This is a genomic window from Mesorhizobium sp. M1A.F.Ca.IN.020.03.2.1, assembly GCF_004023205.1.
Classification (GTDB): Bacteria; Pseudomonadota; Alphaproteobacteria; order Rhizobiales; family Rhizobiaceae; genus Mesorhizobium.
Genome location: NZ_RZSV01000355.1, coordinates 1 through 4,027, shown reverse-complemented (window position 1 = coordinate 4,027; position 4,027 = coordinate 1). Strand labels below are relative to the sequence as shown.

Below are 4,027 nucleotides of genomic sequence, written 5' to 3'. Positions count from 1 at the left end.
GTTCAAATACATCCTGGTCGACGAGTACCAGGACACCAACACCGCGCAATACATGTGGCTGCGCCTGTTGGCGCAGAGGCCGCAATCCTCCCCCCTTGAGGGGGAGGTGTCCGCGAAGCGGACGGAGGGGGTCGCCGCGGAAGGCGCCGCCCAGTCATCAGGCGCCGGAGCGTCGAGCACTGCCGCGAGGACCCCTCCCGACCGGGCTTCACCCGGCCACCCTCCCCTCAAGGGGGAGGGAAACCGGCGTCGATCCACTGTCAACATTTGCTGCGTCGGCGACGACGACCAGTCGATCTATGGCTGGCGCGGCGCCGAGGTCGACAATATCCTGCGCTTCGACAAGGATTTTCCGGGCGCCACCATCATCAGGCTGGAGCGCAACTACCGCTCCACCGCGCATATACTGGGTGCGGCTTCGCATCTTATCGCCCACAATGAGGGCCGCTTCGGCAAGACGCTGTTCACCGACCGCAACGACCCCGAGGACGATAAGGTGCATGTCCATGCCGCCTGGGATTCGGAGGAAGAGGCGCGCGCCATCGGCGAGGCGATCGAGGCCTACCAGCGGCAAAAGCACAACCTCAACGATATGGCGATCCTGGTGCGCGCGTCCTTCCAGATGCGCGCCTTCGAAGACCGCTTCATCACGCTCGGCTTGAGCTACCGAGTCATCGGCGGCCCGCGCTTTTACGAACGCTTGGAAATCCGCGACGCGCTGGCCTTCTTCCGCGTCGTCGCCAACAGCGGCGACGACCTTGCCTTCGAGCGCATTGTCAACGTGCCGAAGCGCGGGCTCGGCGAAGCCACCATCCGCCAGATCCACGACACCGCGCGCGCCATGCAAATCCCGATGCTTGAGGCCGCGGCGACACTCGCCGAAAGCGACGAGTTGAAGCCGAGGCCGCGCGCCGCGCTGCGCGAGGTCGCGGCCAATTTCGAGCGCTGGCAGAAGGCGCTGGAGACCACGCCGCACACCGAGCTCGCCGAGACCATCCTCGAGGAGAGCGGCTACACCGACATGTGGAAGAACGACCGTTCGGCCGAAGCGCCCGGGCGGCTGGAGAACCTCAAGGAACTGATCCGCTCCATGGAGGAGTATGAATCCCTGCGTTCGTTCCTCGAGCATGTCGCGCTGGTCATGGAGGCAGAGCAGGGCGAATCGCTCGATGCGGTCTCGATCATGACGCTGCATTCGGCGAAAGGGCTTGAGTTCGAGACCGTATTCTTGCCCGGCTGGGAGGAAGGCCTGTTCCCGCATCAGCGCGCGCTGGACGAAGGCGGCCGCTCCGGCCTCGAGGAAGAACGCCGCCTCGCCTATGTCGGCCTGACGCGCGCGAAAAAGAACCTGCACGTCTGGTTCGTCTCAAACCGCCAGATCCACGGCCTGTGGCAATCGACCATTCCGTCGCGTTTCGTCAATGAATTGCCGGAAGCCCATGTCGATGTCGCCGATGGCGGCAATTCCTATGGCGGCTATGGCAATCCCTATGGCGGCGGCTCCTTCGCCTCAGACCGCGGCGGCGGCCGGCAGAATCCCTACGGCGCCTCGCGCTTCGACAATATCGGCGCGGAAAAACCCGGCAGCTTCTCCAACACCTATGCGACACCCGGCTGGCAGCGCGCGCAGGCGAACCGCACCGAAGCGACCGACCGCAACTGGGGCACACGCTCCGGCCACCAGGTCGAACGCATCGGCTATGGCGAGACCGACAGCGGCTATGGCGCTGGCCGCACCTCGGTGAAAGGCCGCACCATCGAAGGCGAGCTGGTCGCCAAATCGGTCGCCGACACACCTTCGCCATTCAAGCTCGGCGACCGCGTCTTCCACCAGAAATTCGGCAACGGCAACATTGCCGCCATCGACGGCAACAAGCTGACCATCGACTTTGACAAGGCCGGCCAGAAACGCGTGCTGGACGGGTTTGTCACCAGCGTTTGAGCGGCGGCCGCCAACGGATTACCGTCCGAAAACCGCAGCCTCTCAGCGATACCGCGCCTGGTTCCATTTGTGGCCGAGCAGCGACAGGATGATGATCAGCCCGTTGAAGAACTGCACGTAGAAGCCGCTGAGGCCCGCGGCGACGACGCCGGTCTGGATGAACGACACGGTGACCGCGCCGATCGCGCCGCCGACCACTGTACCGATACCGCCCCACGTCGGCGTGCCGCCGACGAACACCGATGCCAGCACCGGCAGCAGGTAGCCGTCGCCCGCCGTCGGCCACCAGGTGAAGTTGATCATCACCGAGAAGGTTCCGGCGATCGCCGCCCCGATGCCGGTGAAGACGAACACCTTGACCCGGACGCGCTGAACGTCGATGCCCATTTGCTTGGCGCTGTCCGGATTGTCGCCGACCACCTTGACCTGGGCGCCGAAGCGGTGGCGGTTGTAGAGCAGCGCCGAAAACACGACGAAGGCGATCGCCCAGAAGATCTGCACCGGGATGCCCCAGAGCTGGCTGGAGAAGATCGCGTAAGCTGAGCTGTCGGCCAGATTGGTCAGCGCCGTCGACCTGCCCTCGTTGATGATCTGGATCAGCCCGCGCAGCAGGAAGTTCATGCCGAGCGTGGCAATCAGCGACGACAGGCCGCCATAGACCACCAGCGATCCGACCAGGAAGCCGAGCAGCGTGCCGGTGAGAAGCGCCGCGGCGATGCCGAGGAACGGATCGTAGCCGGCCTGCACGACGATCGCGAAGGCCCATGAGGCGAAACCCATCGTCGCCGGGAACGATAGGTCGATCTCGCCGCAGGTGACTACGAAGACCAGCGGCACGACAACGAACAGCGCGACGGGAAGCGTCGTCAGCACCGAGCTGTAAAGATACCAGGTGGTGAAGACGGTCGGGTTGGCGATCATGAAGATCGCCATCATGACGATGAACACGGCGAGCGTGCCTAGCGCCGCGCGATTGTCGAGGACGAAGCCGCGCAGCCAGTGATCGGAAGGATGACTCCACTGCTTGCCTGATTCTGTCGGGCCGCTTGCTCTTCCCAGAGGTGTTTGCAGATCGGGTTCCATGGCCTTGCTCATCACGCTCTCTGCTCCGCTCCGCCCGCCTCGTGTAGCCCTGGCAGGCCACCCGGATGCGCGATCTCTTCCATAAAGTTGATGAGGTCGTCGGCTGACTTGACCTCGCTGCGGTCAGCCGTCAACGCCACCTTGCCGCGGTCGAGCACCACGAAGCGGTCGGCGATGTCGAAGACATGATGAATGTTGTGGCCGATGAACAGGATCGAGCGGCCACTCGCCCGCACCTGGCGCACGAAATGGAAGACCTTGGCGGTCTCCCTCAGCGACAGCGCCGTCGTCGGCTCGTCGAGGATAATCAGCTCCGCCTGCTTGTAGATGGCGCGCGCGATCGCCACACCCTGACGCTCGCCGCCCGAGAGCTGGCCGACGATGGAATGCGGCGTGAACACTTTCGATGTGAAGCCGATCTCGCGCATCAGCCGGCTTGCCTCCTCGATCTCCTTGTTGACTTTCAGCCAGCCCATGAAGCCGGTCAGCTCGCGGCCCATGAAGATGTTGCGCACGATCGTCTGCTGCACGGCCAAAGCGCGGTCCTGGAAGACCGTCTCGATGCCGGCATCGCGCGAGCGGGCGGCACTCCATCCGGTCACCGGCTTGCCGCGTACGAGGATGTCGCCGCTTGTCGGCTTGACCACGCCGGATAGGATCTTGATCAGCGTCGATTTGCCGGCGCCGTTGTCGCCGATCAAGCCGACCACCTCGCCGCGATCGACGCTGAGGTTGACGCCGCCCAGCGCATAGACCTGGCCGTAGGATTTCTTGATATCGCGCAGTTCGATGATGCGTTCGCCCATGCGATCCTCGCTTCCAATTGTGTTATCGGCCGCTTGCCGGCGATCCGGTCGGCCGGGCCCAACCCCGACCGACCGCCTGGGAGGTCAACGCAGCGCCTGCTTGGCCAGCTCGGCGACGATCTCGTAATTCTGCGGCGTGACGAAGCCGGCGCCGGTATCGACATTCATCGGCGCCAGACCCAGCACCACCTGCTGG

The 4,027-nt window shown here is 64.4% G+C and carries 3 protein-coding genes and 1 pseudogene; 1 reads left to right on the top strand and 3 read right to left on the bottom strand.

What is annotated here, in order from left to right; all coding sequences use genetic code 11:
• Positions 1-1,942: 3'-5' exonuclease (locus EOA79_RS30405; protein ID WP_128293589.1), on the top strand; the 1,942-nt coding region annotated here is incomplete at its 5' end.
• Positions 1,943-1,984: 42 nt separating this feature from the next.
• Here EOA79_RS30405 and EOA79_RS30400 read toward each other — a convergent pair.
• From EOA79_RS30400 to EOA79_RS34335, 3 genes and pseudogenes are all read right to left on the bottom strand, one after another.
• A complete protein-coding gene (locus EOA79_RS30400; protein ID WP_067323158.1) occupies positions 1,985-3,037 on the bottom strand; it encodes an ABC transporter permease in 1,053 nt (350 codons plus the stop codon).
• Positions 3,037-3,831 carry an ATP-binding cassette domain-containing protein gene (locus EOA79_RS30395; protein ID WP_095824906.1) on the bottom strand — a complete coding sequence of 265 codons (795 nt, stop codon included), beginning with the start codon at positions 3,829-3,831 and terminating at the stop codon, positions 3,037-3,039. Before EOA79_RS30395 ends, EOA79_RS30400 begins: the two co-directional genes overlap by 1 nt.
• Before the next feature lie 84 nt (positions 3,832-3,915).
• Positions 3,916-4,027 (bottom strand): annotated as a pseudogene (locus EOA79_RS34335) (sugar ABC transporter substrate-binding protein); the annotation flags it as partial.

Bases quoted from the DNA above. Each gene is read 5' to 3' on its own strand.
- EOA79_RS30400 (WP_067323158.1), bottom strand. From the start codon at position 3,037: ATGAGCAAGGCCATGGAACCCGATCTGCAAACACCTCTGGGAAGAGCA.
- EOA79_RS30395 (WP_095824906.1), bottom strand. From the start codon at position 3,831: ATGGGCGAACGCATCATCGAACTGCGCGATATCAAGAAATCCTACGGC.